Consider the following 23,780-nt stretch of genomic DNA (forward strand, 5'->3'; position numbering starts at 1 on the left):
AGTGGTTAGGGTCCCGCCATGGGGTCAGCGCCGTCGGATGAGCCTGCGGGCAGGCAGAGCTTGGGGAGCCGATTGGGCGCGGTCTGCGGCGGAGTGGTCAAACGGCCATGGTTGTTGTTCGGCTGGATCGCTCTCGCCGCTTTGGTGGTAGGAGCACAGCACTGGGTGCCTCAGCCGTGGTCGGCGGCCGCCTATCCGATTGCCTTGATCGTTGCACTGTGGCACTTCAACCGGGCAACGCCCAGGCACTGAGCCCACTCCCGAACGCGGTTGCCGTCAAAAACTGCCGTCAAGGCAAAGACCAGAGGCCCTGCGGATCACTCCACAGGGCCTCTGGCATGCTGCGCACTCGGCAGGATTCGAACCTGCAACCTTCTGATCCGTAGTCAGATGCTCTATCCGTTAAGCTACGAGTGCTTGTTTTTTGTTTTCCTGCCCCCGCTCCCGGCCCTTCCGGCCCGCTCGCGGCGACAGGAAGAACATTACATGACTGCCGCCGTCATGTGAAATCCGTTAGCCGCACCCCTTGTGACCTGCGAAAAAGCCAGAATCACCAGGAACGCCGAAGCCCCGGTCCGCAGGGACCGGGGCTTCGGTGATCGAGCGCGGAGGCGGAGGGATTTGAACCCTCGATGGGCTTTAAGGCCCAAACCGCATTAGCAGTGCGGCGCCATAGACCGGACTAGGCGACGCCTCCAGCACAACCTCCCACGCGAGCGCGTGAGTGGTGCGTGCAGATGATGACACAGTCGAGCGTGCTGTCACCAATCGCCCCCCACGGTACTAGGCACTCGGGCCACAGGGCAAAGCCCTTCTCCCCGGCGGGGCGGGTGCGCAACGTCCGGGGACCACGGGCGTTGATCAGGGCATGTTGCCGGTCTTCTCCCGAGCCGTCCTGGCGTCCATGACGTCCGCGGCCTCCGCCACCGCCGTCACCGCCGCCACCGCCGTCACCGCGCTCTGCGCCGCCGGCCCCGCCGCGGCCCTGTCCGCCGCGTCCGTCTCCGCGCCCCCGCCCATTCGGGCCGAGGACCGGACGGCCGGACCCGGCGACCATCTGACCGTCACCGTCCGGCACGCGGGCGCCGGCCGGAACGGGACGTACGTGCTGTCCTGCCATCCCGCCGTCGGCAGCCACCCGGACCTGGGCGGCGCGTGCCGGGCCGTGGACCGGAACACCCGGTGGGGCCGCGAGGCCTTCGCGCCGGTGGCACCGGGCAGCGTCTGCACGATGCTCTACGGCGGCCCGGCCACCGCCCATGTCACCGGGACCTGGGCCGGACGCCCGGTCGACGCGACGTACGACCGCAGCAACGGCTGCGAGATCGCGCGGTGGAACCGGATGGTGCCGCTCCTGCCGGACATTCGTTCGTAGGAGTCCCCCGGCGTTCAAAGTCGTTTCATGACGGAATCCCCGGTCCCGTAAAAGTCCCGCGAAGGTCTTATGCAGCCGAAGCACGTGGTCACACGTTCCCCCTCACTTCCTCGTGCGACCTCCCTCTCATCCGGCGTCGCTAACGCAATCGCTGCCCTTAGACTCCCTCGCGTGACACGTTGCGGGCCGGTTGGCAAGATGGCCCGAGCGGTCGGCTAGATGCGGTAACAGGGAGGAAGCGTCTCGTGAGCAGCAGGCCATCCCGAGGCGCTGCTCGCCTCGCAGCCATACTCGACGCGCTTCCCGACGCGTTGGTACTGGTCAACGCCAATGGGACGGTCGTCAACGCGAACACGATCGCCCTGGAGGCGTTCGAGACTCCGGGTACGGCGCTGGTCGGGCGCGGGCTGCTGGATCTGCTGCCCCAGTTCGACTCCAAGCTGATCCCGGGCTCGATGAGGCGGCCCGACCACATGGACCCGCGCGGGCGGACCAAGCCCACCCGGATGATCGCCCGGCGGACCGACGGCACCGAGTTCCCGGTCGAGGTCACCAGCGCGAACCTGGAGAACGGACAGCAGGCGTACGACGGTTACGGCTACACCGGCGACGAGCTGCTGATGCTCGTCGTACGCGACCTGTCCGGGACCGTCGACACCGAGGCCGAGCTCGCCCGTTCGCAGCGGCAGACCGAGATGATCCTGCGGGCCGCGTCCGAGGGCGTCGTCGGCACGGACACCGACGGGCGGATCGTCCTCGTCAACCCGGCCGCCGCCCAGATACTGGGTTACCGGGCCGGCGAACTCGGCGGCAAGGAACTGCACGCCCTCGTCCTGCACTCCCGCCCCGACGGCTCGCCCTTCCCGTACGAGGAGTCCCCGCTCGCCGACACCCTGCGCTCCGGACGCAAGCACCGGGTGCGCGGGCAGGTGCTGTACGCGAAGAGCGGCGACAAGGTGTCGGTCGACCTCACGACCGCGCCGGTGCGCGACGGCGACCAGCTCGTCGGCGCCGTGATGACCTTCGCCGACCGGCGGCCCTACGACACCCTGGTCACCGAGAAGGCGGCGCAGGAGAAGACGCACGCCGAGGAGCTGGAGCGGCTCTCCGAGGAGCACGCCTCCGACCTCACCGCGCTGCGCCAGAAGCATGTGACCGAGCTCGAGGGGCTGCGCGAGCAGCACGCGGAGGAGCTCGCGGCCGGCGAGGAGCGGTACGCCGCGCTGGCCGAGCGGGAGAAGGACCGCTTCGAGGCCCTGGCCGGGCGGCAGGAGCAGCTGCTGACGCTGCTCGCGCGCTCGCTGCGCGGGCCGCTGGACGAACTGCGCCGTGAGCTGGCCGCCCTGGCCGCGGACGACGCCGGCCAGCTGTGGCCCGAGGCCAACCAGGTGCTCCACCACCTGTCCGCCGGCTACTCGCGCATCACCCAGCTCATCGACAACGTCCTCGGCTACCAGCGGCTGGACGCGGGCACGGAGGACATCACCCGTACGAAGGTGATGCTCGACGCCGTCGTCGCCGCCGGTGTCGAAGGAGCCGTCGACCTGATCGGTCCGGGGCGGGTGCAGTTCGCCGTGCACGCGCCGCCCATCGAGGCGGAGGTCGACCCGCAGCGGCTCGCCACCGCGCTCGCGCATCTCGTCGCGGACGTGGCCGGTGTCGACGCGACCGGCAACGCACCCGTGTCGGCGGGCGGTTACATGGACAACACGGTCGTCGTGGCCGCCGCGCAGCGCGGCGAGGTCGTACGCATCGAAGTGCGCGGGCCGTACGCCGGGGGAGACCCGGTGCACGAGCCGATCGTGCGCGGGATCGTGCGGGCGCACGGGGGTGTGCTGCAGACGCACGAGGTACCGGGCATGAGCGGCAGCGCCTACGTCCTCGAGGTGCCGCTCGGCGGCGGCGCCGGGGCCGTCGCGGCTCCGGCTCCCGCCCTCACGGCTGCCGAGGACGGTGGCTCCGAGGCGGGCGCCCCGAGCGAGCAGACCTCCGGCGGAGGTAGGCGGCGGGCCCGGCGGTCCTCGGTGGACGCCTTCCTGGAGAGCGAGGTTCCCGACGGGTCCGGCGCCCCCACGGCGGATGCGCCCGCACCGACCGGGCGGCGCAGGAGGCGCGCGGCCGACGAGCCGGAGCAGATCGCGGCCGAGGCCGCGGAGGTCTCCGGCGGCACCGGGCGACGGCGCGGCCGGCCGGCCGGCGATGCCGCCGGTGACCAGGGCGAGGACGTGGCCGAGGGTGCCGTCGTGACGGCGGCCGAGCACGCGGCGGGAACGGCCGCCGTGGGCAGCGGACTCGGCGGCACCGTACCGCCGCAGGGCGTGCCCGTGCCCACCGGACGGCGCGCCCGGCGCGACGCCGGGGAGGCGCAGGCCCTGCCGCCCGCGCTGCCCGCGCCCTCCGCTGCCCCGGAGGCCGGAGCGGAACCGGTCCCGGCCGACGGTGCCCAGCCCACCGGGCGCCGCCGTCGTGCCCTGGCCGCCGCGGCGGAGCGTGCCGCCGCGCAGGAGGCGGGTGCCCGTACGGTCTTCGCACTGCCGCCGGCCGCGGCCGACCGTTCGCCCGGGTCCGAGCCCGCGCCCGTGCCCATGGCCGGCGGCGCGGACGGGCAGGCGCCCGTCCCGGTCCCGGTCCCGGCCCAGGGGCAGGCTCCGGTGCCGGGCGAGGGCGCCGCGGTCGCCGTTCCGGGCAGTGCCCCGGGCGACGACGGGCGGCACGACGCCGTACCGCACGACCAGGCCGAGGACCACACGCCGCCCCAGCCGCACCCCACCAGCGCACCGACGGGCCGCCGCCGACGGGCCGTGGCCCAGCCGGCCGACGCTTCCGGGACGCCCGCGCAGGGCGTGCCGGCCCAGGGTGTTCCGGCGCAGGGTGTTCCGGCGCAGGCGGTTCCGGCGCAGAGCACGGCCGGGGGTGCGACCACGGTCCAGGCCGGCCCCGCCGCCCAGGCCGTGCCGGTGGCCCCCGGGCAGCCGATTCCGCCGCAGGCGGCCGCGGTGGCGGACCAGGCGCCCGGGCAGCCCACCGGCGCCCAGCCGCTCCCCGCGGCGGCGGGCGGTACCCCGGCCGCCCCCGGACAGGCGGTTGCGCCCCAGGGCGTCACCGGTCAGACCCCCGCGGCACCCGTGGCCCCCGCCGCCCGGGCGACCCCGGCCCCGGGCACACCGATCAATACCGCCGCCTTGTCTCCGAACGGCACCGACACCCCCGGCGCGGGCACCCCGCTCCCGCCGGAGCACCCCGCCGCGCAGCAGCGTGCCGCCCAGCCGTTGCCCGCCGAGGCGGCCGCCCCCGTCGACCCGAACTCGACGCAGGGACGGGCGATCAGCGTGCGGACCCTGGGGCAGGGCGTGCCGTTCAGCCGGCAGGCGGCGCAGGTGCAGCAGCCGACGGCCACCCCGCCCCCGCAGACGCCGGGCGGCTCCGGCCGCCGCCGCAAACTGGGCACACCGCCCGACCCGGCCGCGCGCCAGGAGCAGCGCCAGGAGCAGCGCCAGGAGCAAGGAGCCCGTCCGCACCCGCCGGCCGAGCAGCCGCCCGTGCAGCCGTCCCTGGCCGGACAGTCCCTCGCCGGACAGTCCCGGCTCGCCCCGGCCACCGAGGGCGCCGGACGGTCGTACGCCATAGGCGCCCCGGACGAGAACGCCGCGGAGGGTCCCGAACCGCTGGACGGGCCGGGTGGCGCGATCGAGGTCGCGGATCCGCCGCGCCCGCAGCCGATGGACGACGAGCTACCGCCGGAGCCGCTGGACAACCCGAGGCGGTTGCTGGTGTGGCCCGCGCCGGACGTCACCACCCAGCAGGCGCTCAGCGACCGCGGCTACCGTCCCGTGATCGTGCACTCCCGCGAGGAGGTCGACGCGCAGATCGCCGCGTTCCCGGCCGCGCTGTTCGTGGACCCGCTGACCGGGCCGATCACGCGTACCGCGCTGCAGTCGCTGCGGCAGGCCGCCGTGGCGGCGCAGGTGCCGGTGCTGGTGACGGCCGGGCTCGGGCAGGCGACGCGCGAGGCGGCGTACGGCGCCGATCCCGCCGTGCTGCTGAAGGCGCTCGCCCCGCGGGACAGTGAGCAGCACCCGCCGCGGGTCCTGCTCATCGAGGAGCACGCGGAGATCGCGCTGGCGCTTACCTCGACGCTGGAGCGGCGCGGGATGCAGGTCGCGCGGGCGGCGAGCGATGCCGACGCGGTGACGCTGGCCGGGCAGCTCAGGCCGAACCTGGTCGTGATGGACCTGATGCAGGTGCACCGGCGCCAGGCCGGGATCGTGGACTGGCTGCGCGCGAACGGGCAGCTCGACCGCACCCCGCTCGTCGTCTACACCGCGGCCGTCGACCAGGCCGACCTGCCGCGGCTGGCCTCCGGTGAGACGGTGCTGTTCCTGGCGGAGCGGTCGACCAGCACCGAGGTGCAGAGCCGCATCGTCGACCTGCTCGCCCGCATCGGCACCAACTAGGACCCGCCCAGGACCCGTACTGAGCGGATCCGGCGAAGTGCGGTCCGGTTCGGCAGCGCCCCGAAGGGGCGCGGGGCTCCATCGACAAGCGGCTCTGCCGCGGGGCGGGACCAGCCACGACGGACCCGTTCGACGGACCCCCGGACGACCGGCGGCACATCGCGGCACTTCCAGCGGAGCGCTCAGCGGGCGACCAGCGGGATCAGCAGGTCGCCCGGCGGAGTCGCGTCGGTGATGACGCCCCGGGCCTGGCCGTCCGTGAGCGCGGCGACCGCGCGGTGGCGGGGGTGTGGCTGACGCTCGAGCGGGTGACGACGTCGGTACGGCGGTGACGCGGACCCGCGCCGGGTGGAGTGCCGTGGGGCATCCCGCCCGGAGCGGACCCGTGTCGCTCAGAGCCTGGTGATGTCCAGCTCCCCGTCCGCGTACCGACGGCGCAGCACCTTCTTGTCGAACTTGCCCACGCTCGTCTTCGGCACCGCCTCGATGACCGTCCAGCGCTCCGGGAGCTGCCACCTGGCGATCTTCGCCTCCTCGGCGAGGAAGGTGCGCAGGGTCGCGAAGTCGGTGCTGGAGCCCTCCCTCAGGACGACCGTGGCCAGCGGGCGCTCGCCCCACTTGTCGTCGGGGACGGCGACCACGGCCGCCTCGGCGACGTCCGGGTGGGACATCAGGGCGTTCTCCAGGTCGACCGAGGAGATCCACTCGCCGCCGGACTTGATGACGTCCTTGGCGCGGTCGGTGAGGGTGAGGAAGCCGTCGGGGCTGATGACGCCGACGTCGCCCGTCTTCAGCCAGCCGTCCTCGCTGAACTTGTCGGCGGGGCGCAGCGGTTCGGCGTCGGGGCCGTTGTAGTAGGCGCCCGCGATCCACGGGCCGCGCACCTCCAGCTCGCCGGCCGACTCGCCGTCCCAGGGCAGGCGCTCGCCGCCGGGGCCGGTGAGGCGGGCCTCGACGCCGGCCGGGAAGCGGCCCTGGGTGAGGCGGTAGGCGAACTCGTCCTCCGTGCCGACCGCGTGGGCCGGCGGGCGGGCCACGGTGCCCAGCGGGGAGGTCTCCGTCATGCCCCACGCGTGGCAGACCCGCATGCCGAGCTCGTCGAAGGCCTTCATCAGGGAGGGCGGACAGGCCGAGCCGCCGATGGTGACCTGGGTGAGCGAGGAGACGTCCCGGGGCTTGGCGTTCAGCTCGGCGAGCAGGCCCTGCCAGATGGTGGGGACGGCGGCCGCGTGGGTCGGCTTCTCGCTCTCGATCATCTCGGCGAGCGGGGCCGGCTGCAGGAAGCGGTCCGGCATCAGCATGTTGACGCCGGTCATGAAGGTGGCGTGCGGCAGGCCCCAGGCGTTGACGTGGAACTGGGGCACCACGACGAGCGAGGTGTCCTGGTCGGTCAGCCCCATGGACTCGGTCATGTTGACCTGCATGGAGTGCAGATAGATCGAACGGTGGCTGTAGACCACGCCCTTGGGGTCGCCGGTGGTGCCGGAGGTGTAGCACATCGCGGCGGCCTGGCGTTCGTCGAGCTCCGGCCAGTCGAACGTCTTCGGCTTGTCCGCGATCAGCTCCTCGTACTCGTGCACCTGAGCAGCGGCGCCGGCGAGCGGGGAGCGGTCGCCGGGGCCGGAGACGACGATGTGCTCGACGCTCGTCAGCCTCGGCAGCAGCGGGGCGAGCAGCGGGATCAGCGAGCCGTTGACGATGATCACGCGGTCGGCGGCGTGGTTGACGATCCAGGCCAGCTGCTCGGCGGGCAGACGGAGGTTGAGCGTGTGCAGCACCGCGCCCATGGAGGGGATCGCGAAGTACGCCTCGACGTGCTCGGCGTTGTTCCACATCAGCGTGGCGACCCGGTCGTCGCCCCGGATGCCGAGGTCGTCGCGCAGGGCGTTCGCGAGCTGCACCGCGCGGGTGCCCGCCTCGGCGAAGCTGCGCCGCTGCGGCTCGCCCTCCCCGGTCCAGGTGGTGATCTGGGACTGTCCGTGCACCAGCACACCGTGCACAAGGATGCGGGTGACGGTCAGCGGTACGTCCTGCATGGTGCTCAGCACGGCGTCCTCCCGGGGCGACATTGCCTACGCGGTGGTAAGGGCTGCGCTGATTCTGCGCACATACCGCGCGGTATGTCACTAGGGACAGGCAAACTCGCGAACTTCGGAGGGCCGCGCGCGCCTATCGCACCAGGTCGAGCTCCGGGTCCTCGCGCAGCTTTCCGAGCGCCCGCGACACCGCCGACTTCACGGTCCCCACCGACACCCCGAGCACCTCGGCCGTCTGGGCCTCGCTCAGGTCCTCGTAGTACCGCAGGACGACCATCGCCCGCTGCCGGGCCGGCAGCTTCCCGATCGCCCGCCACATCGCGTCGTGCAGCGCCTGCCGCTCCGCCGGGTCGTCCCCGCCGTGCACGGGCTCCGGCTCGGGCAGTTCCTCGCACACGAACTCGTCGACCTTGCGCTTGCGCCACTGCGAGGTCCGCGTGTTCAGCAGCGCCCGGCGTACATAGCCGTCGAGCGCCCGGTGGTCCTCGATCCGCTCCCAGGCGACATAGGTCTTGGTGAGCGCGGTCTGCAGCAGGTCCTCCGCGTCGCTCGGGTTCGCGGTCAGCGACCGCGCGGTACGCAGCAGCACCGGCTGGCGGGCCCTCACATACGACGCGAACGACGGGTACGCGGGGGTCCCCACGGTCGAGCGGAGCCGGGACGGGGGGAGGGTCTGCCTCACCGATGTGGCGGCGTCCGAAGCGCTGGTGCAGACGGGTGTGGTCATGGCTCCACGCTATGAGCGACCCCCCGCACGGCGGATCGGTCCCAGGTCCCGAAGCAGAGTCCCCCTCAGGTTGTAGGAGTGGGGTCGGCTACACCTCCTGAAGGTGGACTGCCGGGCGACCGCTACTACGGGATTACCCCTGAGGGCTCAGTCGTCCGCGGCGAGGATCAGCCCCGAGGTGGGCACCCCCGTCCCCGCTGTCACCAGGACCCGGTCCGCCCCCGGTATCCGGTTCACCGCCGTGCCCCGCAATTGGCGTACCCCCTCCGCCACCCCGTTCATACCGTGGAGGTAGGCCTCCCCGAGCTGTCCCCCATGCGTGTTGAGCGGCAGCCGCTCCCCGGCGACGAAGTCCGCCGCCTCGCCCCTGCCGCAGAACCCGAACTCCTCCAGCTGCATCAGCACGAACGGGGTGAAGTGGTCGTAGAGGATCCCCACGTCGATGTCGGCCGGGGCCAGCCCGGAGGTGCGCCACAGCTGCCGGGCCACCACCCCCATCTCCGGCAGACCGGTCAGGTCGTCGCGGTAGAAGCCGGTCATCTGCTCCTGGGCTCGGCCGGCCCCCTGCGCGGCGGCCGCGACGACCGCGGGCGGGCGGGGCAGGTCGCGGGCCCGCTCCACGGAGGTGACGACGAGCGCCTGCCCACCGTCCGTCTCCTGACAGCAGTCCAGCAGTCTGAGCGGCTCCACGATCCAGCGCGAGGCCGCGTGGTCGGCGAGCGTGATCGGACGGCCGTGGAAGTACGCCGCCGGATTGGTCGCCGCGTACTTGCGGTCCACGACGGCCACCTGCCCGAACGCCTCCGGGGTCAGCCCGTGGGTGTGCAGATAGCGCTGTGCCGCCATGGCCACCCAGGACGCCGGGGTGAGCAGTCCGAACGGCAGCGCCCAGCCGAGCGCCACGCCCTCCGCCGACGGCTCCCGCTGCTGCACGCCCGAGCCGAATCTCCGCCCCGACCGCTCGTTGAACGCGCGGTAGCAGACCACCACCTCCGCCACGCCCGTCGCCACCGCGAGAGCCGCCTGCTGGACGGTCGCGCAGGCCGCCCCACCGCCGTAGTGGACCCGGGAGAAGAAGGACAGCTCACCCATCCCGCAGGCCTGGGCCACGGTGATCTCCGGGCTGGTGTCCATCGTGAACGTCACGAGACCGTCCACGTCGCCGGGCGTCAGCCCCGCGTCGTCGAGCGCGGCCCGCACCGCCTCCACCGCCAGCCGCAGCTCGCTGCGCCCCGAGTTCTTGGAGAACTCGGTGGCGCCGATGCCCACGATCGCCGCGCGTCCGCCGAGCGCGTCCCGGTTGCGTACGCTCATCGGGCGCCACCGCCCACCGGTACGGTCACGGTCACCGTGCCCGTCACATGTCTGCCGATGCCATTGGAGCCGGTCACCCGGACGGTGGCGGTGTCGCCGTCCACCTCCTCGATCCGGCCGGTCAACACCATGGTGTCCCCCGGGTAGTTGGGCGCCCCCAGCCGGATGGCGACCTTGCGGAGCACGGCCGTCGGACCGAAGTGGTCCGTGATGTACCTGCCGACCAGGCCGTTCGTCGTCAGGATGTTCATGAAGACGTCCGGGGAGCCCTTCTGCCGGGCCAGCTCGGCGTCGTGGTGGACGTCCTGGTAGTCGCGGGACGCGATCGCGCCGGCCACGATCAGTGTCCGCGTGACCGGGATCTCCAGTGGCGGCAGCTCCGCGCCCGCCGTCAGCACCGTCATGCCCTCACTCCGCACTCGCGATCAACTCCCCCAGCTCCTGGAGCACTTCGCCCCCACATCCCAGATAGGCGTCCAGTTGCCGCCCCCACAGGAAGTGCCGGTGCACCGGATGACCTAGGTCGGCACCCGCACCGCCGTGCAGATGCTGGCCCGTGTGCACGACCCGCTGCCCCGCCTCGGAGGCCCACCAGGCGGCGGTCAGCGCGTGCGTGGCGTAGGGGAGCCCCATGTCGCGCCGCCAGGCGGCCTCGTACGCCGTCACCCGTATCGCCTCGGTGTCCATGTACGCGTCGGCGGCGCGCAGTTGGACCGCCTGTCGGGTGGCGAGCGGACGGCCGAACTGCTCCCGGCCGTTCACATGCGCCACGGCCCGCGCGAGCGAACCCGCGCACACCCCCGCCTGCAGCCCGGCGAAGGCGGTGCGGGCGGTGGCGAGGAGGTCGGCGTAGGCGTCATCGTCGCCGAGTCGTTCCGCGGGCGCGCCGTCGAGTGCGAGACGTCCTGCCGACCAGGGTGCGGTCAGCTCGACCGGAGTCACCGTGGTGCCCTCCGCGAGGGGGGTCAGCCACAGCCGCCGGGCGGCATCGGCGACGAGGACGTGCGTGGCGTCCCGCAGCCAGGGGACGACGGGGACGGTCCCGGTCAACTCGCCCCGAGCCGCGGCCCGTACCCCTCCCTGCGCCGGAAGCGCCCCGCTCACCACCACGGAACCGTCCCCGATGCCCGGCAGCAGCCGCTCCCGTTGCTCGGGGGTGCCGTGGGCGGTGATGGCGAGCAGCCCGTGGACACAGCTCGCCGCATACGGCACCTGGGCCGTCGTACGGCCCTGTTCCTCCAGGAGCAGCACCAGCCCGAGCAGGCCCAGTTCCGCCACCGCGCTCACCAGGCCCGCCCCGCACAGTGCCTTCCACAGCTCCGGGTCGCTGCCGGTGCCGGTGGCTTCGAGCCGTTCGTGCGTCGCGAGGTCGCCGAAGATCCGGGCGGCCAGGTCGCGGGCCTCGGCCTGTTCCTCCGTGGGTGTGAAGTCCATGTCAGGCCTCGCCCTCGGTGACCCGGAACACCGGCAGAACCAGTGCGCCCTCCTCGTCCTCGTAGGTCCGGAACTCCACCCGGACCGGCAGGCCGATGCGGACCTTGTCGTACGGCACCCCCACCACGTTGCTGATCATCCGCACGCCCTCCGCGAGCTCGATCAGCCCGACCGCATAGGGAGGGTCGAAGGCCGGGAACGGCGGGTGGTGCATCACGACGTACGAATGGACCGTGCCCTCGCCGCTCGCCTCGACCGTGTCCCAGTCCAGGCAGCCGCAGGTGTTGCAGCCCGGCAGCCAGGGGTGGCGCAGCGTGCCGCAGCCGGCGCAGCGCTGGATGAGCAGCCGGTGCCGCGCGACGCCCTCCCAGAAGCCGGCGTTGTCCCGGTTGACCACCGGGCGGGGGCGCCGGGCTCGCGGGGTCTGCTGTTTCCGGCGCGACGGGGCGTATTTGAGGACGCGGAAGCGGTGCGTGCCCGCGAGTTCCGCGCCGACCCGCACGTCCATGCGGGTCGTGATGAAGTACCCCGTGCCGAGCTTCGTCGTCTTCCGCTCCGACACCGTCTCGATCACCGTGTCGAACGTGACCTCGTCCCCGGGCCGCAGGGGCCGCAGATACTCCTGTTCGGAGTCGGTGGCGACGATCGAGACGCAGCCCGCGTCGTCGAGGAGGGTCATCAGCTCGTCGAACGCGGGCGTGCGCCCCTCGTGGCCGGAGAGTCCGCCCATCGTCCACGCCTGGAGCATGGTGGGCGGGGCGACGGCGTCCGGCCCCTCGTAGGCCGGGTTGGTGTCGCCCATCGCCTCGCACCAGTGCCGGATCATCGGCACGTTGACCGGGTCCTTGCCCCCGCAGGCGACCGCGGCCGCCCGCCCCTCGTACTCCTTGAGCCGTGCGTACAGCTCGTCCGGCCCGTCGCTCACCGCCGCCCCCTCGTCATCCCGAGCCGCATCGTCGCGACGATCTCCCGCTGCACCTCGCTCACCCCGCCCCCGAACGTGTTGATCTGCGCCGCCCTGTTCAGCCGCTCGATCCCGCCGCCCCCGAACGCGCCCGGCGAGCCCGAACGCACCAGACCCGCCAGCCCGTCCGTCCCGAGGACGTGCTGGCAGCTGCGGTACACCGCGATCGTCGATTCGGTGCCCGCGACCTTCACTCCGCTGGCGTCGCCTGGCGCCGGGCGTCCCGCGCCGACATCGCCCACCAGGCGCCAGTTGAGCAGGCGCGTGGCCGCCAGCCGGGCATGTGCCTCGGCCAGCTGCGCACGCACCCACGGCTCGTCGATCCGGCGCCTTCCGGTCACCGGATCCGGGCTGCGGGCGGCACGGAGCACGGCCGCGTGGAGGTCCTCGGCCTGCATACCGATGGCCGCGAGGGCGACCCGCTCGTGGTTGAGCTGGTTGGTGATGAGCGACCAGCCGTCGTTCTCGGTGCCGACGAGGTTCCCGGCGGGGACCCGGACCCCGTCGTAGTAGGTCGCCGCGGTCGTCTGCCCGCCCACCGTCTCGATCGGCGTCCAGGAGAACCCGGGGGCGTCGGTGGGGACGAGGAGGATCGAGATGCCGCGGTGCTTGGCCGCCTCGGGGTCGGTGCGGCAGGCGAGCCAGATCCAGTCGGCGTGCTGGGCGCCCGACGTGAAGATCTTCTGACCGTCCACCACCCAGCTATCGCCCTCGCGCACGGCCCGCGTCCGCAGCGACGCCAGGTCGGTGCCGGCGGACGGCTCGCTGTAGCCGATCGCGAAGACGAGCTCGCCGCGCAGGATCCCGGGCAGGAAACAGGCCTTCTGCTGCTCGCTCCCGTACTTCATCAGCGTGGGCCCGACCGTGTTCAGGGTGACCATCGAGACGGGGGCGCCCGCACGGTGGGCCTCGTCGAAGAACACGAACTGCTCGTCGGCGCCGCGGCCCTGACCGCCGTGCTCGACCGGCCAGCCGAGCCCGAGCAGGCCGTCGGCGCCGATGCGGCGCCGCAGCGCTCGCTGCTCGTCCACGTCAAGGGGCCCATCGGGCATCAGGTCCCGGAAGTACGCACGGAGTTCGGCGCGCAGCCGCTGCTGGCGCTCGGTGGGGGCGAGGTGCACGGCGGGGGCCTCCCGACCTCGTACGAATGACGGTTCCTGACTGTCCGTCAGATACCTTCGGGTGTCAAGGTCGGTCAGGAGCGCGAAAACGCCTGTGCGGCGGTACCGAAGCACCGCCGCACAGGCGCATGACGACCCCGAAAAGCACACCCCACAAGGGACTTCAGACGCGGCTCACCACAGCTTGGTGAAGTGGATCAGGACGTTCTCGTTGCCCTGGTTGATGGCTGTGAACGCGGAGCGGTTGACCTGCGCGGTATTGCTCTGGTTCGAGGCGCCGGTGCCGGCCGCGTTCTGCTGTGTGGTGGACGAGTTCCCGCTGTTGTTATGGCCGACCCCGCTGCCGACGATGCTCGCCACGCCCGCGTTCGATCCGTCGGCCGCGAAGCCGCCGTTGTCCGCGGCAGCGACGCCGGTGAAGAGGGCGGCTGCGAGCGGAAGCGCGGAGACGGCGGCGAGAACACGGGCGGTACGGATGCTTGCCATGTCTGTTCCTCCAGAACGGAGTACCCTCGACCACTGGCCGCGAGTACGTCAAGTACGGCTTCTACCAGGGAAGTTGGCCGACCGCCCCGGTGGTTGTGCACGACGTCGCGAGTCCAGAGTTGCCCAGCGGATCCCCGGCGAACCACCCTGGATGCCCTGATTCGCCCTCAAGCGTGATGACATGTCGATAAACCCCTTTCACCACCTTTAACGATCTCTTGCCCAGAGCGGCACCGGCACGGACCTCTCCACCCCAAGCGCCGCAGGCGAGGAAACGTTCCAGCACAGTTCCGGCCAACTTTGCCGCCCCGGCGAGTCACCCCGGACCCCCCTTCCCTTTTTCGAACGCACGTACGAACATGGAGCCATGGCCACCACCGACCGGCAGGCCACGACGCTGGCCCTCGCACACGCCCTGTCAGCCGCCGAACGCGGACTGGCCGTCATCCCGCTGACCCGGACGAAGCTCCCGGCCCTGCGCTCCCCCCACCACGACGACCCCGACCCGGCTCCCTGCCACGGCGAATGCGGCCGCTTCGGCCACGGCGTGTACGACGCCTCGTCCGACCCGGTCCGTATCCGCGAGCTGTTCGCCGCCGCGCCCTGGGCCACCGGCTACGGCATCGCCTGCGGGCTGCCCCCGCACCATCTGATCGGCATCGACCTCGACACCAAGTCCGGCACGGACTCCTCGGCCGCACTGCGCGAACTGGCCCTGCGGCATCTGTTCACGATTCCCGAGACCGTCGTCGTACTGACCCCGAGCGGCGGCCGCCATCTCTGGCTGACCGGTCCGCCCGACGTCGTCGTCCCCAACTCGGCGAGCCGGCTGGCCCCCGGCATCGACATCCGGGGCGCCGGCGGCTATCTCGTCGGCCCCGGCTCACGCACCGGCCACGGCGTCTACGGAGCCGCTCCCGGCACCGCGCATCTGGCCCCCGCACCCTGCCCGGCCGCGCTGCTCCGGCTGCTGCTCCCGCCGCCGCGCCCGGCCCACGCCGCGACGCACCCCTCGGTCGGCGACCGCGGCCAGGGCCTGGTCCAGTTCGTCCTCGCCGCCCACGAGGGCCAGCGCAACACCCGCCTGTTCTGGGCGGCCTGCCGCGCCTACGAGAACGGCATCGGCCGCGCCCTGATCGCCCCGCTGGTCGACGCGGCCCTCAACACCGGCCTGACCGAGCACGAGGCACGGGCGACGATCGCGTCGGCGGCCCGGATGACGGGCCACCGCCCGTGAAGCTCCCGCGCCGCCGCCTTGTGTTCAGCGGCGGACGAGCCAGAGGACTGCCGCGACCACGGGAACCATCGCGGCGAGCGCGCCCAGCACCATTGCGGTGTCCATCGTTCCGAACATGCGTGTTCCCCCCTGAATTCGCCGGCCCGGTCTCGGCCTTGCGAGCAATGCGCTGATCGTATTGAGCGGCCCGCCCGGCGGGGAGAGCCCGAGCCGAACGCTGAGCTACATCTGAGCTTCCGCGACCGGGAGGCGGGCAACGAGAAGAGCCGGGGTGCCGGATCGGGTCCGGCACCCCGGCTCTCGGGGTCCTACAGGGTCCTACACGTGCTGCGGAGGCGGTGGGATTTGAACCCACGGTGACATCGCTGCCACGACGGTTTTCAAGACCGTTCCCTTAGGCCGCTCGGGCACGCCTCCCCGCGCCGGCCAGGATCGGCGGCGCGGGGACAAGAGTAACCGGTTGGCCCGGACACGCGCGGGTCAGTTGTCGCCCGCGCGGGAGCCCAGGGTGAGTTGGACGGTGTGCTCCTGGCCGTCCCGCTTGTAGGTGACCGTGACCTTGTCGCCGGGCTTGTGCGTCCAGATCTCGCCGATCAGGGTCGGGCCGGAGTCGATCACCGAGTCGTCGAGCTTGGTGATGACGTCGCCGGGCTTGAGGCCCGCCTTGTCCGCGGGACCGCCCGACTCGACCGGCGCCGCGCCGCTGGTGCCCGTGTCGGTGATCTTCGCGCCCTCCGAGCCCTCCTCCAGGGAGACGGACGCGCCGATCTTCGCGTAGACCGGCTTGCCGGTCTTGATCAGCTGCTGGGCGACGTACTTGGCCTGGTTGATCGGGATGGCGAAGCCGAGGCCGATCGAACCGGACTGGCCGGAGCCGCCCAGACCGCCGCTGCTGCTGGACTGGATCGCTGAGTTGATGCCGATCACCGCGCCGGAGGCGTCCAGCAGCGGGCCGCCGGAGTTGCCCGGGTTGATCGAGGCGTCGGTCTGCAGGGCGCTCATGTAGGACGCCTTGCTGGTGGCGCTGCCGTCGCTGGAGGCGACCGGGCGGTTCTTGGCGCTGATGATGCCGGTCGTCACCGTGTTGGAGAGGCCGAAGGGCGCTCCGATGGCGATCGTCTCGTCGCCGACGGCCACCCTGTCGGAGTCGCCGAGGGCGAGCGGCTTGAGGTCGGACGGGGCGTTCTTGAGCTTGATGACCGCGACGTCGTAGCCCTGGGCGTGGCCGACGATCTCGGCGTCGTACTTCTTGCCGTTGGGGAAGGTCGCGGTCAGCTTGCCGCCGTCCACGGCGTCGGCCACCACGTGGTTGTTGGTGACGATGTGGCCCTGGGTGTCGAAGACGAACCCGGTGCCGGTGCCGCCCTCGCCGTTGGTGGACTCGGCCTCGATGGTGACTGTGCTCGGCAGGGACTTGGCGGCGACCGCCGCGATGGTGCCCGGCGAGCGCTTCACCTGCGCGGCGCTGCTGTCCGAGGCGGAGACGGTGGTCGAACCGGTGTCGTCGTTGTTCTTGGCCAGGGTGTACCCGAGACCGCCGCCCAGACCGCCGGCGACCAGCGCGGCCACCAGGACCGCGGCGACCAGCCCGCCGCGCCCGTTGCGGGGCTTCGGCACGGGCTGCTGGTACGACGAACCCCAGCCGGAGCCCGCTCCGGCGCCGCCGTCCGCGTAGGACGGGGTGGCGGGGGGCGGGGGCGGCCAGGAGCCGTCCGGGGCGGGGCCGGGGCCCTGAGGCCCGTCGGACGGGCCGGCGGAGGCGTGCGCCGCCGGCGCGACGCCCTGCTCCGGGGCGCCCGGAGGCGCCGTCGGAAGTGGAGTGGTGGGTGCGCCCCCGTCGGCTGCGGCTGCCTGCGGGGAAGCAGCGGGAGATGCCACCGGCACGGGAGGTGCGGACGGGGCCGGGGGTACCGCGGTGCCCTCGTTCTCGGTGCTCACAGCTCTTCTCCTAGGTCCACGGCTGTTGTTCTCGGTCGCACTCGGTCACGCTCGTTCACGCTTGTCGACAGTCCGGCGCGATGCAGCTGTGCATGTGCTTTTGTCTGTCGTCAGCTTTTCCCACGGGCCGTCAGAGCACCATAAGCGGTGGCTGTGGGTATGGCGTCAACCCTTATATAGGACTTTTACGACAAAAATTCCATTCCGTAGCGGGGTTCATGCCTCCGTTCGTCGCACGTACGCACCATGGCACCACGCATACCCCGCGGTGGTGGCACCATGACGCGGTGACCCACGCACGACAGCACCGCATTCAGGTCGTCGCCCACCGAGGAGCCTCCGAGGACGCCCCCGAGCACACCCTCGCCGCCTACCGGAAAGCGATCGAGGACGGTGCCGACGCCCTTGAATGCGACGTCCGGCTGACCGCGGACGGCCATCTCGTCTGTGTCCACGACCGCAGGGTCAACCGGACGTCCAACGGCCGCGGGGCGGTGTCCGCCCTGGAGCTGGCCGAACTCGCCGCCCTGGACTTCGGCTCCTGGAAGAAGCGCGAGACCTGGCGCGGCCGGGACGAGGAGCCCGACTGGGAGTACCGCCCGGAGGACCGCGCGGACACCTCCGTACTCACCCTGGAGCGGCTGCTGGAGCTGGTCGCGGACGCCGGACGCCGGGTGGAGCTGGCCATCGAGACCAAGCACCCCACGCGCTGGGCGGGGCAGGTCGAGGAGCGGCTGCTGCTGCTCCTGAAGCGGTTCGGGCTGGACGCCCCGGCCTCCGCGGCCGAGTCGCCGGTACGGGTCATGAGCTTCTCGGCCCGCTCACTGCACCGGGTGCGGGCGGCCTCGCCGACACTGCCGACCGTCTATCTGATGCAGTTCGTCTCGCCCCGGCTGCGCGACGGGCGGCTGCCGGCGGGCGTGCGGATCGCGGGTCCGTCCATCCGGATCGTGCGCAACCACCCGGCGTTCATCGAGCGGCTGAAGCGGGCCGGCCACCAGGTGCACGTGTGGACCGTGAACGAGCCCGAGGACGTCGATCTCTGTGTCGAACTCGGCATCGACGCCATCATCACCAACCGCCCGCGCGCGGTGCTGCGCCAGCTCCGCGGCTGACCCCGGGGCGCGCCCGGGGCGGGTGCGCGGAAGTAAAAGGGCCCGGCACAAGTAAAGAGCCCCGTAAGGACCGTTCCGCGGCTCTTGACCCGGCCGGCCCGCTGAAGCATCCTCCGTTGTCGGCCACACCAACGAAATCAAGTCACACCATTACAGGGAGTGCACCGGCGCGTTCGCTCCGTGTTCGGTCGTTGCGAATGCGTCACCGGACCTGGATTGGCCGGTTTCCGGTACAGGCCAATGGGGCATCCACACCGTGGCGTGGGGCAAAGGAGGTCTCGGGGGTGGCGTTGGTGGTGGCACAGGAGGTGCCCACGTCGTCGAGCATGGCCGTACCCCATGGCCCTGCGGGCGTGGGGGGAGCAAGACACCGGATGCGTGATCAACTGCGCATGGGTGGCGTATCGGAATCGGTCATCGACGATGCCGTACTGATCCTTTCGGAACTTTTGAGCAATGCGTGCAAACACGGGCGTCCGTTGGGCGACGCCTCGGCCGGGGACGGCGACGTCCGGGCGGCATGGCGTGTGGACCCGCGCGGCCGGCTCATCGTCGAGGTGACGGACGGCGGCGGCCCCACCCGTCCGGCTCCGGCCACTCCGTCGGTGACCGCGCACGGCGGCCGGGGGCTGAACATCATCACGGCGCTGGCCGACGACTGGGGCGTCAGGGACGACGCCCGGGGCGAGGTCACGGTGTGGGTCGTGGTCCACGAGGACGTGCACGACCCCGACGCGGGGCATCGCCGCGACGATTTCGCTACGCGCGTCACGGCTCCCGTGGTCTCCGCGATGCCCGGCCTGGACTTCACGGACGCCTTCGACGACCTGGACTGAACCCGGCGGCGGTTCTCGCCATTCCGGCGCCTTCCCCAGGTCCCCGTCGGTGATGGCGCAAACGGCTAGGCTCCCGCCCGTACGAGACGAGCCGTAACCGGGAGACACCCACGATGGCCAAGAAGCGACCCCAGACCAAGGCCGAGCGCCCTCAGCTCACGGACGGTGAGATCCCGGTCGTCGGCGCCCGCGAACCCTGCCCCTGCGGCAGCGGCCGACGCTACAAGGCGTGCCACGGCCGGGCCGCCGCACACGCCGCGACCGAGCTGGTGCACCGCCCCTTCGAGGGCCTGCCGGGCGAGGGCGACTGGGTGGCGCTGCGCGAGCTGGTCCCCGCCGCCACGGTCGAACTGCACCTGAAGGGCGGCCTCCCCGAGGGCGTCCCCTCGGTCACGCTCGCCACGGTGCTGCCGATGGCCTGGCCGGCGCTGCGCCGCGACGACGGCTCGGTCCTGCTGGGCCTGCAGAACGACACGGCGTCCGGTGACATCAGCCGCGATCTGGCCGACACCCTCCAGCGCGCCCTCACCGCCGAACCGGGCACGCCCGTCCAGGGCCGGCGTGCCCCGGCCGAAGGTCCGCGTCTGCAGGACCTGCTCGACCCCGAAGGCGCGTTCGAGCCAGTTGTGCACAGCGGCTTCGAGTTCTGGGTCCCGGACCCGGAGAACGCCACGCCGGAGGTGTCCGCCTCCCTGGAGCGGGCCAACGCCGCGGCCATCCCCACGGTGAAGCTGGCCGGTGTGGACGCCGCCTACTGGTGCGAGACCCCGGACAAGAACCACCTGCGCTGGGTCATGCCGCATCCGGAGGAGCAGCTTCTGGACGCTCTTGCCCGGCTGCACGCGGCGGGCCGCTCCAGCCTGGGCGAGGGCACCCGGCTGGTCGGTTCCTTCCGTGCCCACGGGCTCACCGTGCCGGTCTGGGACCTGCCGAGCGGTGTCACGGCGGACGACGTGGAGAAGCCGGCCGCCGAGTTCGCCGAGCGCCTCGCCGCCGCCCTGGCCTCGGACGCACCACTCACCGCCGACGAGCGCCGCGCGCGCGGCGGCCTGACCAACCGGCAGGTCACGCTCAGCTGACACCCGGATCCACCGGGGGCGGCGGCTGACCGACCGGTCAGCTGTCGCCGCCCGGTCGCATCAGGTGACTCCTGTCACAACTCCCCGCCGGGACAGGCAAATCGGTGTCCGAATAGCCGAGATCGAATTTGCTAACCGCCGATCTCTTGTTACCGTTCCAATAGCCCGGTTGCTGGTGCATCCCCCGTCGCCAGCAACCGGGCCTTTCCATGCCCGGCGCCGGTGTACGGAAGGCAGCCGTCCGTCAACTGCCGCCGGATTGCGCGTAGTTGCTCCCCGAGCGCAGCAGCAGCGGTCCGTCCGAGCCGCGCTCCGCGAACTCCGCGACGGCCGTGTACGCGTCCAGGCCGCCCCGGGTGCGTTCCCTGGGGGTCTCACAGGTGGCGGGCTCGTCGTCGGCGCCCGCGGCGCAGCGCATCTGCACGGTGCGGTCGCCGGGCCCCATGAGGCTCAGCAGGGAGTCCAGTGCCTTGCCGGTGGCGTTGCGGTAGTAGGTGCGCGCCCAGGTGTCCTCGCCCTGGGTGAGGACACAGGTCTGCGCCTCGACACCGTCGGGGGAGGAAACTTCCAGGCCACATCGGGTCGCGGTGGCCAGGCCCAGGCCGAGCAGCCGCGGGGAGCTGCCGGGGGCGGCGGAGGGGATCTTGGCGTCGTCGTCCGGAGAGGTCCGCACGGTTGCCCGAGCCCCGTCGGCCATCGGCCGCGCGGGGTCGCCCACCTGTCCCGCGGACGCCACGGTCAGCGGCAGTACGACCACGCAGGCCACAACGCCCGAGAGAGCGAGCAGACGAACATTCATGTACCGGAAGATAACGACCGAGGGCGGGCGGCCGGTCCCGCTCGCGCCCGACACCCCTACAACTCGGGTGCGCTCACACCCGTACGAGTGAGGGCGTCGACCACGGCATCCACCACGGCCTCCACATCGGGCACCCAGGGCGAGGCCGAGCCGGGCAGCGGAGCACGCTCCCAGCGGATGGCGCCCCGGCCGCTCTCGGACGGGGGCAGGGCGAGATAGCCGCCCTCTCCGTGGAAGCGCAGGGAGCCGGGGACGAAGTCCTTGGCGTAGAGCAGTTCGCCCAGCTGTTCCATGGAGTACGGCTTGACCAGCAGCGCCCAGCGCGTGGGCGCTGCGATCACCGGACCGAGGCGCATACCGCGCCGGTCGAGTGCGTCGAGGGCGCGGGAGGCCGCGAGGGCCGGCAGACTGACCGCGCAGGGGGCCTTGCCCCCGGTGGCGAGGACGATGGGGGCGTTCGGCCTGTTCGTCCACCACCAGCGCACCATGCGCTCGTCGGTGGTGGCCGCGAGGAGGCCGGGGTCGAAGGGGTGCGCGCCGGGCACCGTGCACTCCGGGTCGGGGCATGCGCAGCCGGCCCGCCCCTGCGGGTCCGGGGCCACGCCCGGGAGTACGGGCCACTGCCATTCCGTCGCGAAGGTCAGGGCTGGCTTGAGCATCTCAGGCCTCCCGTCGTTCCGCTGGGACAGGAGCCTGCGTCGCCTTCCGAGGATCTCGCGCATGAGCGCTCGTTCCTTTCCGTTGCACCGCTGGCAACACCGTGGACCACATCACATCATGTGTCGATCACTTCACTGTGCGTACCTAATGGCGCATCACGCCCCCGCCCAGAGCGAGGGGAACCCCAAGGGGTCGAGCGTTGGCCGCGTTCACGTCCATACTGCGTGTATCAAAAGCACGGCCGCGGCGTGGGGTGGCGAAGTCTGGCGTTTTGCCGTTCCGCGTATTTCTCTCCGCCTCCGCCACGGGAGGATGGGGCACGGTCGTCGGTGGCTAAGACGCCCGGGTCCGCCGCCAGGTTCCGGGTGGGTCCCCAACCACCCCTGGCCTTCTCCGAGTACGTACCCATCTCGACCGTCGTGACGCTCTGTGGAGCAAACCCAGTCGACCGCAATGAACCGATACCCGAGGCAGTTTTAAGCCAACTTTGCTTTTCCGCAAGGGGTCCGGAAGAAACCCACAAGAGGCCCACGGACACCAGGAATCCCGGCAGGACAATGCTGGACATCCCCTCACGAGTGCGTGTACATGTGGAGACACCGCCGGCGGCGCAGAATGACATGGGGGTTTGCGATGCTTTTGAGCAATACGCACCGGTCTGAAGGCCGGACACCATGAACGCCCCTCACCATTCGAAAGTGGCTGGAATCGATTCAACGGTTCCCACGCCCGCACACACTGTCGCGCCCGCACCTCCCGTCCCGGGCACCGCTCCCGTTCCCGCGCCGAACTCCCCTGCACCGAGCACCCTTCTCCAGGACCGGCTGGCCGGCTGGGTCTCGGACCTCACGACCCTCCACGAACTCACCGAGCGCCTGGCCCGTACGGACTCACTCGACGGAGCACTCCAGGAACTGCTGCGCGCCGGAGCCGCCCTCGTGGGCGCCCGGCGCGGTCTCGTCGTACTGGAACCGGCCGACGGCCTCGGCCCCGAGACCACCCTCGGTCTGGGCCTCGGCCGCGCCGATCTCGGCCACATCGAGACCGTGCCGCGCGACGCGATGTCGTACGGCGAGCTTCTCGACACGGCCGCCGGACTCCCCGGCGGCGGCGGTGAGATCGTCCACCCCGATCTGTTCGCCGAGGACGGCCTCGACCCCCGCCACCGCGAGGTGGCCGCCCGGCTCGGCTACGCCGCCAGCTACGCCCTGACCCTGTCCACCGAGGCGGCCGACCGCCTGGGCGCCGCCGTGTGGCTGTACGACGAGCCCGCCGAACCGAACGAGCGCCAGCGCCACCTCGCCGGCCTGTACGTCCGCTGTGGCACCGAACACCTGGCGCGGTTGCTGGAGGTGGCGCGCACGCGCGCGTGCATGGCCACCATCTCCGAGGAACTGCTGCCGTCCCGGCTGCCCCGCGTGGCCGGCGTCCAGCTCGCCGCCCGGCACCGCACCGGCCCGCGCGGCGGCGGCGACTGGTACGACGCGCTGCCGCTGCCCGACGCCGCGCTCGGCCTCGCGGTCGGCTCGGTGACCGGGTCGGGGCCCAGCGCGGTCGCCGCCATGGGCCGGCTGCGGGCGTCCCTGCGGGCGTACGCCGTGATGGAGGGCGAGGACCCGGTCGCGGTCCTGTCCGATCTGGAGCTGCTGCTGCGCCTGACCGAGCCGGCCCGCTCCGCCACCGCCCTGTTCGCCTACTGCGAACCCGCGCTGCGCAAGGTCACCCTGGCCGGCGCCGGCCACAGCCCGCCGCTGCTGATCGGCGAGCGGCGCACCGAGTTCGCGGAGACCTCCGTCTCCGCGCCCCTGGGGATGCTCGCCTGCTGGGAGGCGCCCAGCGTGGAGTTCCAGGCCGAAGCAGGAGAGACGGTTCTGCTCTACACCGACGGGCTGCTGCACCGCACCGGAGACCCTACGGACCGCGCCTTCGCACGGCTGCACGCGGCCGCCGCGAGCGTGCCGCGCGCCATGCGCCGCGACCCAGGGGCCATCGCCGACCACGTGCTGCGCACGGTGCTGCCGGACGGCCTGGAGGCGGCGGACAGCGAGGAGGACGTCGTCCTGCTGGCGGCACGCTTCGACTGAGGGAACGGCACGCTTCGACTGAGCGGGCGGCACGGTTCGCTTCGGCCGGGGGCGGGGCGGCGCGGTTCGCATGAGTGGGCATAACAGCTCTTCCTGCCCAGAGCCTCCCCGGTACGACCGT

18 protein-coding genes and 3 tRNA genes are annotated in these 23,780 nt (G+C 72.2%); 7 read left to right on the forward strand and 14 right to left on the reverse strand.

What is annotated here, in order from left to right; translation table 11 throughout:
- Nucleotides 1-344: 344 nt before the first annotated feature.
- A tRNA-Arg gene (locus tag Q8A52_RS29385) sits at nt 345-417 on the reverse strand.
- 189 nt (nt 418-606) lie between these two features.
- Nucleotides 607-697: transfer RNA gene (locus Q8A52_RS29390), tRNA-Ser, on the reverse strand.
- Between the two features lie 207 nt (nt 698-904).
- Here Q8A52_RS29390 and Q8A52_RS29395 point away from each other — a divergent pair.
- On the forward strand, nt 905-1,375 hold the full coding sequence (locus Q8A52_RS29395) for an SSI family serine proteinase inhibitor (protein ID WP_316756843.1): 471 nt from the start codon (nt 905-907) through the stop codon (nt 1,373-1,375).
- Nucleotides 1,376-1,620: 245 nt separating this feature from the next.
- Nucleotides 1,621-5,829: a hybrid sensor histidine kinase/response regulator gene (locus Q8A52_RS29400; RefSeq protein WP_316756844.1), complete on the forward strand. Its 4,209-nt coding sequence runs from the start codon at nt 1,621-1,623 to the stop codon at nt 5,827-5,829.
- Between the two features lie 392 nt (nt 5,830-6,221).
- Here Q8A52_RS29400 and Q8A52_RS29410 read toward each other — a convergent pair whose 3' ends face one another.
- The 8 genes from Q8A52_RS29410 to Q8A52_RS29445 form a co-directional block, all read right to left on the reverse strand.
- Nucleotides 6,222-7,898: a long-chain fatty acid--CoA ligase gene (locus Q8A52_RS29410; RefSeq protein ID WP_316756845.1), complete on the reverse strand. Its 1,677-nt coding sequence runs from the start codon at nt 7,896-7,898 to the stop codon at nt 6,222-6,224.
- Nucleotides 7,899-7,998: 100 nt separating this feature from the next.
- A complete protein-coding gene (locus tag Q8A52_RS29415; protein WP_316756846.1) occupies nt 7,999-8,592 on the reverse strand; it encodes a SigE family RNA polymerase sigma factor in 594 nt (197 codons plus the stop codon).
- Nucleotides 8,593-8,739: 147 nt separating this feature from the next.
- Entirely contained in the window at nt 8,740-9,906 is a 1,167-nt protein-coding gene (locus tag Q8A52_RS29420; RefSeq protein WP_316756847.1) for a lipid-transfer protein, read from the reverse strand.
- Nucleotides 9,903-10,301 (reverse strand): MaoC family dehydratase, encoded by a 399-nt coding sequence (locus Q8A52_RS29425; RefSeq protein ID WP_316757228.1) that lies wholly within the window; start codon nt 10,299-10,301, stop codon nt 9,903-9,905. Before Q8A52_RS29425 ends, Q8A52_RS29420 begins: the two co-directional genes overlap by 4 nt.
- A 13-nt stretch (nt 10,302-10,314) precedes the next feature.
- A complete protein-coding gene (locus Q8A52_RS29430) occupies nt 10,315-11,340 on the reverse strand; it encodes an acyl-CoA dehydrogenase family protein (RefSeq protein ID WP_316756848.1) in 1,026 nt (341 codons plus the stop codon).
- A 1-nt stretch (nt 11,341) separates the two neighbouring features.
- Nucleotides 11,342-12,265: a bifunctional MaoC family dehydratase N-terminal/OB-fold nucleic acid binding domain-containing protein gene (locus Q8A52_RS29435; protein WP_316756849.1), complete on the reverse strand. Its 924-nt coding sequence runs from the start codon at nt 12,263-12,265 to the stop codon at nt 11,342-11,344.
- Nucleotides 12,262-13,425, reverse strand: coding sequence for an acyl-CoA dehydrogenase family protein (locus tag Q8A52_RS29440; RefSeq protein ID WP_316756850.1), 1,164 nt, complete (start codon nt 13,423-13,425; stop codon nt 12,262-12,264). Before Q8A52_RS29440 ends, Q8A52_RS29435 begins: the two co-directional genes overlap by 4 nt.
- 174 nt (nt 13,426-13,599) lie before the next feature.
- Nucleotides 13,600-13,911 (reverse strand): hypothetical protein, encoded by a 312-nt coding sequence (locus tag Q8A52_RS29445; protein ID WP_316756851.1) that lies wholly within the window; start codon nt 13,909-13,911, stop codon nt 13,600-13,602.
- 367 nt (nt 13,912-14,278) lie between these two features.
- Here Q8A52_RS29445 and Q8A52_RS29450 point away from each other — a divergent pair, with 367 nt between their 5' ends.
- Nucleotides 14,279-15,148 carry a bifunctional DNA primase/polymerase gene (locus Q8A52_RS29450; protein WP_316756852.1) on the forward strand — a complete coding sequence of 290 codons (870 nt, stop codon included), beginning with the start codon at nt 14,279-14,281 and terminating at the stop codon, nt 15,146-15,148.
- A gap of 330 nt (nt 15,149-15,478) precedes the next feature.
- Here Q8A52_RS29450 and Q8A52_RS29455 read toward each other — a convergent pair.
- Nucleotides 15,479-15,565: transfer RNA gene (locus Q8A52_RS29455), tRNA-Ser, on the reverse strand.
- 63 nt (nt 15,566-15,628) lie between these two features.
- The gene (locus Q8A52_RS29460; RefSeq protein WP_316756853.1) at nt 15,629-17,086 is read right to left on the reverse strand and encodes a S1C family serine protease; all 1,458 of its coding nucleotides are present in this window, start codon (nt 17,084-17,086) and stop codon (nt 15,629-15,631) included.
- Nucleotides 17,087-17,373: 287 nt separating this feature from the next.
- Between Q8A52_RS29460 and Q8A52_RS29465 the strand changes: the two genes are divergently transcribed.
- The 3 genes from Q8A52_RS29465 to Q8A52_RS29475 all read left to right on the forward strand — a co-directional run bounded on the left by Q8A52_RS29465 (nt 17,374) and on the right by Q8A52_RS29475 (nt 20,116).
- On the forward strand, nt 17,374-18,201 hold the full coding sequence (locus tag Q8A52_RS29465) for a glycerophosphodiester phosphodiesterase (protein ID WP_316756854.1): 828 nt from the start codon (nt 17,374-17,376) through the stop codon (nt 18,199-18,201).
- Nucleotides 18,202-18,398: 197 nt separating this feature from the next.
- Nucleotides 18,399-19,037 (forward strand): ATP-binding protein, encoded by a 639-nt coding sequence (locus Q8A52_RS29470; protein WP_316756856.1) that lies wholly within the window; start codon nt 18,399-18,401, stop codon nt 19,035-19,037.
- A gap of 113 nt (nt 19,038-19,150) precedes the next feature.
- Nucleotides 19,151-20,116: a DUF5926 family protein gene (locus tag Q8A52_RS29475; RefSeq protein ID WP_316756858.1), complete on the forward strand. Its 966-nt coding sequence runs from the start codon at nt 19,151-19,153 to the stop codon at nt 20,114-20,116.
- A gap of 244 nt (nt 20,117-20,360) precedes the next feature.
- On the opposite strand, the gene Q8A52_RS29480 is transcribed toward Q8A52_RS29475, so the two are convergent.
- Nucleotides 20,361-20,915 carry a hypothetical protein gene (locus Q8A52_RS29480; RefSeq protein ID WP_316756860.1) on the reverse strand — a complete coding sequence of 185 codons (555 nt, stop codon included), beginning with the start codon at nt 20,913-20,915 and terminating at the stop codon, nt 20,361-20,363.
- A 56-nt stretch (nt 20,916-20,971) separates the two neighbouring features.
- Nucleotides 20,972-21,637, reverse strand: coding sequence for a bifunctional DNA primase/polymerase (locus Q8A52_RS29485; protein WP_316756862.1), 666 nt, complete (start codon nt 21,635-21,637; stop codon nt 20,972-20,974).
- A gap of 612 nt (nt 21,638-22,249) precedes the next feature.
- Here Q8A52_RS29485 and Q8A52_RS29490 point away from each other — a divergent pair.
- Nucleotides 22,250-23,659 carry a PP2C family protein-serine/threonine phosphatase gene (locus Q8A52_RS29490; protein ID WP_316756864.1) on the forward strand — a complete coding sequence of 470 codons (1,410 nt, stop codon included), beginning with the start codon at nt 22,250-22,252 and terminating at the stop codon, nt 23,657-23,659.
- The last annotated feature ends 121 nt before the right edge of the window (nt 23,660-23,780 follow it).

It is taken from the genome of Streptomyces herbicida, from assembly GCF_032656585.1.
GTDB classification, from domain to species: domain Bacteria; phylum Actinomycetota; class Actinomycetes; order Streptomycetales; family Streptomycetaceae; genus Streptomyces; species Streptomyces herbicida.

Bases quoted from the DNA above. Each gene is read 5' to 3' on its own strand.
- Q8A52_RS29395 (WP_316756843.1), top strand. From the start codon at position 905: ATGACGTCCGCGGCCTCCGCCACCGCCGTCACCGCCGCCACCGCCGTC.
- Q8A52_RS29410 (WP_316756845.1), bottom strand. From the start codon at position 7,898: ATGTCGCCCCGGGAGGACGCCGTGCTGAGCACCATGCAGGACGTACCG.
- Q8A52_RS29415 (WP_316756846.1), bottom strand. From the start codon at position 8,592: ATGACCACACCCGTCTGCACCAGCGCTTCGGACGCCGCCACATCGGTG.
- Q8A52_RS29420 (WP_316756847.1), bottom strand. From the start codon at position 9,906: ATGAGCGTACGCAACCGGGACGCGCTCGGCGGACGCGCGGCGATCGTG.
- Q8A52_RS29430 (WP_316756848.1), bottom strand. From the start codon at position 11,340: ATGGACTTCACACCCACGGAGGAACAGGCCGAGGCCCGCGACCTGGCC.
- Q8A52_RS29445 (WP_316756851.1), bottom strand. From the start codon at position 13,911: ATGGCAAGCATCCGTACCGCCCGTGTTCTCGCCGCCGTCTCCGCGCTT.
- Q8A52_RS29450 (WP_316756852.1), top strand. From the start codon at position 14,279: ATGGCCACCACCGACCGGCAGGCCACGACGCTGGCCCTCGCACACGCC.
- Q8A52_RS29470 (WP_316756856.1), top strand. From the start codon at position 18,399: ATGCGTCACCGGACCTGGATTGGCCGGTTTCCGGTACAGGCCAATGGG.
- Q8A52_RS29475 (WP_316756858.1), top strand. From the start codon at position 19,151: ATGGCCAAGAAGCGACCCCAGACCAAGGCCGAGCGCCCTCAGCTCACG.
- Q8A52_RS29480 (WP_316756860.1), bottom strand. From the start codon at position 20,915: ATGAATGTTCGTCTGCTCGCTCTCTCGGGCGTTGTGGCCTGCGTGGTC.
- Q8A52_RS29485 (WP_316756862.1), bottom strand. From the start codon at position 21,637: ATGCGCGAGATCCTCGGAAGGCGACGCAGGCTCCTGTCCCAGCGGAAC.
- Q8A52_RS29490 (WP_316756864.1), top strand. From the start codon at position 22,250: ATGAACGCCCCTCACCATTCGAAAGTGGCTGGAATCGATTCAACGGTT.